The 4,358-nt window shown below is 56.2% G+C and carries 2 protein-coding genes and 1 pseudogene; all 3 read right to left on the reverse strand.

Annotated elements, in window-relative coordinates:
* Positions 1-923: pseudogene (locus ACEW8P_RS03290) on the reverse strand (VCBS repeat-containing protein); the annotation flags it as partial.
* 63 nt (positions 924-986) lie between these two features.
* A complete protein-coding gene (locus tag ACEW8P_RS03295) occupies positions 987-3,092 on the reverse strand; it encodes a prolyl oligopeptidase family serine peptidase (protein ID WP_373511683.1) in 2,106 nt (701 codons plus the stop codon).
* A gap of 71 nt (positions 3,093-3,163) precedes the next feature.
* Positions 3,164-4,358 (reverse strand): APC family permease (locus ACEW8P_RS03300; RefSeq protein WP_373511684.1); only part of this gene is annotated, 1,195 nt, incomplete at its 5' end.

Below are 4,358 nucleotides of genomic sequence, written 5' to 3' on the forward strand. Positions count from 1 at the left end.
GCCTTGATCGCGCCGGGTTTCTCGCGCAAAATCCTTTTGTCGTAGCCGCCTCTCCCGTTGTTTTTGTACCAGGCCAATTGTCCGGTTTCGTTGCCAAACTCACAAGCCACTACATCGTCAAGCCCATCCTGATTCAGATCTCCGAAGGTCATAGAAACGGGTCGTTTTAAATTGGAGATAGCGACGCTTCCCAGCGCGTAATTTCCCTTCGGCCCGTCTTTTACCAATCGTTGCATGACGCCATTGGACGCGTCCGTAGGAAAAACACCGCTCCCAACCGTCATCAGGTAGAATTCATTTTCTTTTTCGTAAAACTGGACTGGCGTCGAGCGCAACGGAATACTATAGTTTTCCCGCAGCTCGGGTGTCAGGAAGGTCAGAATATTGCGTCCGCCCTTGCCATCGCTGTACACGATGCCTCGGTTATTGGGCAGAATTTTGACCATCGTAGTCAGGGCGGGCCGATGAGAAAAAGCCGCTTCCCGGTACTTGAAATGCACCAGCCCCATCCGAATGGCTTTTTCGCGCCGGGGAGGAGGGATGGTGTCGGGCGCAAGGTCGAGGTAGTATTTTTGTATTTTTTGCCAATCCTCCTTTGCCAAAATCGGCCTTTCGGGATAAATGCCCGCCGCCCGCACCACGTCGCCACCTTTGGCTGCGTCGAACAAGCTATCGGGTCGAAACCCGCCACTATATATCCCCATCCGGTGGCCCATGGCTGGAAGTACCTCTCGCCAAATACTCTTGGGCAGTAGTTCGGGACTTACGAAAGCGTGGCATCGGCCGCAGTGCGCAATCGACAGCTCTCTGCCGGAAAGGCCCGAGGCAGCTACGTCTTTAAACTCAACTTTATCATTCTGTTTTTTCGCGGTGCAGGAAACAAAAAGGCACAGGAAAGCATAAAATGGGAATAGTAATTTCATAATAGACCTTGATGCTGATTTTTTGCAAGCACATTCAGGTGGTGAATTTTGGTCGAACAGATTTTACTTCTTCAACTTTCTCACAAAAAAATCAGCCGCCGCCTGATACACTTTGACCGCGTTGGACCATTTCATCCAGTGGTGGGTGTCGTCCACAATCATCATGGTTTCGTAAGGTACCCCGAGTTTTTCCAGACGATTGATGAGGTCGGTGCTTTGGTTGAAGCGCACGTTCCGGTCATCGTCGCCGTGAATAATCAGGACGGGCGATTTCCAGGTAGCGAGTTGCGAGACTGGCGAGGACAGCCAGGCCGTTTCGATGGCCGTTTCGTAATCGGGTGCTTTCTCGTACTTACCAGCGTATTGACCCGATATTCTATCGGAGCCATCCCAATCGTGGACGCCGTGAATATCGACGCCGGCCGCAAACAGTTCTGAGTCTTTCGCCAGGGCCATCGCGGTCAGGAAACCACCATACGAGCCTCCGTAAACGCCGATTTTTGCGGCATCCACGAAACTTTGTTTTTGCAGCCATTCCCCGGCCGCTTTGATGTCCCGGTACTCGGCCGCGCCACGGCTGCCGCTATTCGGGGCGTTCTGGAAATCGTAGCCGTAGCCAATGCCCAGGCGGTAATTGACCGACAGTACCACAAAGCCCAGGCTGGCCAAATACTGGTTGGCGGCGTAGGCGTTGGAATAATAGTCGGAATAATGCCAGCCCAGCAGCATCTGTCGGGAAGGGCCGCCGTGTACGTACACGATGGCGGGCTTTTTGGCCGGTCCACCAACGGGTTCGAACAAGTCGGCGTGAACCTCTACGCCGTCCGCCGCCCGGAACGTGATGGATTTGGGTGTCACCAATTTATTTTGGGGAAAATCGGTGGGCAGCATGCCCGCGCCCAGCAGCTTTATTTTACCATTATCGCTGCCGCTCAAATCCATAACGGCGGGCATCGGTGGCCGCTGGGCGGTGGCGCTGATTAATGCGACTTTGGCCCCGCCATCGGTCAATATCGGCGTCCATTCCAGCCCCTCGCCGGGCGTCAGCACCCGCATATCGGTTTTATCTACGCTGACGATAGCCGCGTGTCTTCTTTCCGAATCGAACCTGTCGGGACCCGTATTCGCGCTGAATGTCAGGCGTTTTCTGTCCGGACTTAGCGAAATGTGTTCGCACATGAAATTACCCGGCGTCAGCGAAAGCGGCGTTCCGCCTTTGGCGTCCAGCGAATACAAATGCGGCCAGCCATCGGCGTAGGATACAAAAACAATTTTATCGCCCGCCGCCCAGTGCAGGTTAAAACCGCCCTGCGTGTATGGCACGGAACCACGTAACGTGCGCGGGGCCGTCCAGATACGCGTAGCGGCACCCGAAGCCACCTCGGCTACGTAAATGCTCCACGGCCGGTGTTGGTCGGTGAGCAATGAATCCGGCGCACCACCCGCGCCGGGCATCCTGACGAAGACGATTTTCTTCCCATCCGGCGCCCAGCGGGGTGAGGCATCCCGGTTAAACGACGGCGCAATCCAGCGGATGGGCGTGGCGGCGTCGGTGTAGATACCGATCAAAGCGTGGTCGTCCCGGCGGGCGACAAATAGTAGCGAGGTACCATCGGGACTCCATTCCAGCGAGCCGACGGTCCCTCTGGTTTTAAACAGGTTTTTGGCCGAATCCAGGCTGTCCAGTGGTGCGGCCCACACTTGCCCGCCCTTGGTGAAGGCCACCCGCTTGCTGTCGGGCGAAATGACCGGATATTCACCGTCGGCAAAGTGCTTCTCGGCCCCTCCCGTGTACGGAATACTGACTATTTTCACCTCCGGGGCGAAAGGGTCCGCCGCCGGATTCACGGGCAGCCGATCGTCCCAGTTGCCGCCGTGATCCCCGCCGTGCACGAACACGACCCACTTTCCGTCCTGCGAGATGGACAAGCTCGTAATTTCCTGCCCGTCGTCGCGGGTGTATTTGGTGAGTTTTCTGGGCGCGTAGTCCGGCCCATCGGCGACGTACACATTGCGTTTTCCCTGTTCGTCCACAGCCCAGGCGAGTTTGGAACCCCGGCTGGCCGCGCATAATTCGGTGGGAAAAGGGTATTTCTTGAAGGCAGCAAGCGGGGTGTTTTGCGCCACTAGCTGAATTGGTACCAGCAGAAGCAGAAGAAGTCTTTTCATGGAGTAAGTGAAGGTAGTTTTTAAAAAAAATCTGGGAATAGCCGGGCAAGCCAGGTAGCTAAATAAAACCGCTACGCATTCAGCCTCTTCACGCCCAAATACAACGGATAGCTCACGACCAAAAACAGCAGTGCAAACTGCGAACTGGACAAATCCTGCACCACGGCCCCAATCAAGAACGCCACCGATAAAATCAGCATCACGATCGGCAGCACGGGGTAAGCGGGTACTTTCCAGGGACGGGGCAAATCCGGCTCCTTCCGCCGTAGGGCCAGCAGCGACGCAAAGCCCGACGTATAGCCAAGGACGAAGAAAAACGTGGCGATGTCCGAGAGTTTTTCACAAGCTTCTTTCCCAATCAAAATCAACGTGATGGCTAGTCCTGCCGTGACCAGCATGGCGAAGGATGGCGTGCCGCCCGCATTCACGCGGGTTCCGGCCCGCAGAAAAAGCCCGTCGCGGCTCATAGAGTAAAGTACCCTCGGGTTGAACATCAATTGCGCGTTGACGATGCCCAGAATGGAAATCATCAAAAACAGCGTCACGTACTTGCCCGAACGCTCCCCGAAAATGAGCCGCACGGCGTCGGCGGCGGCGAGTTTGGAACCCGCCAGTTCGTCCATCGGCAGAATGTACAGAATCGCCAGGTTGACCAGTAGGTAGATGACGATAATCAGACTCACGCCGCCAATCATGGAGCGCGGCAGGTTGCGGGTGGGGTCGCGGTCTTCCTCGGCAAAGTAGGCGGCGGTGTGCCAGCCGTCGTAGGTGTAGAAAATGGCCTGCAGCGAGAAAATCATCGGGCCGAGCCAACTACCCGTTTCGGCGATGCGGCTCGTGGTAGCGAGCGTCTGCTCCGCCGTTAGTTCCTGTCCGTAGATGTAGCAAAAAGCCACAAAGGCGAACAGGCCCACGGCTTTGACAAAACTCATGATATTCTGAAACTGACTCGCCAGCGCCAGCCCGATCCAGTGCAGCGCGGCCAAAGTCGCCAGCATTGCCACGGCCAGGTACGGCTCATAACCAAGGAGTTGTGGCAGCAGCAAAGCCAGGTACTCGCTCATGGTATAAACCCCGAAACCCAGTGCTGCGCAGGTACCGAACCAGCTATTCAGCCCTACAACAAAACCCGCGTAGTCGCCAAAGGCCCGCTGCGCGTACACGTACCAGGCCCCTGCGCGGGGTACCGAAGTACCCAGCTCGATGGTACATAAAGTACCCAGCAAAGCATACAAACTCACCGCTGCCCACAAGCCCATGATGAGC

The sequence above is a fragment of the Persicitalea sp. genome, assembly GCF_041751555.1.
Classification (GTDB): Bacteria; Bacteroidota; Bacteroidia; order Cytophagales; family Spirosomataceae; genus Persicitalea.

Bases quoted from the DNA above. Each gene is read 5' to 3' on its own strand.
- ACEW8P_RS03295 (WP_373511683.1), bottom strand. From the start codon at position 3,092: ATGAAAAGACTTCTTCTGCTTCTGCTGGTACCAATTCAGCTAGTGGCG.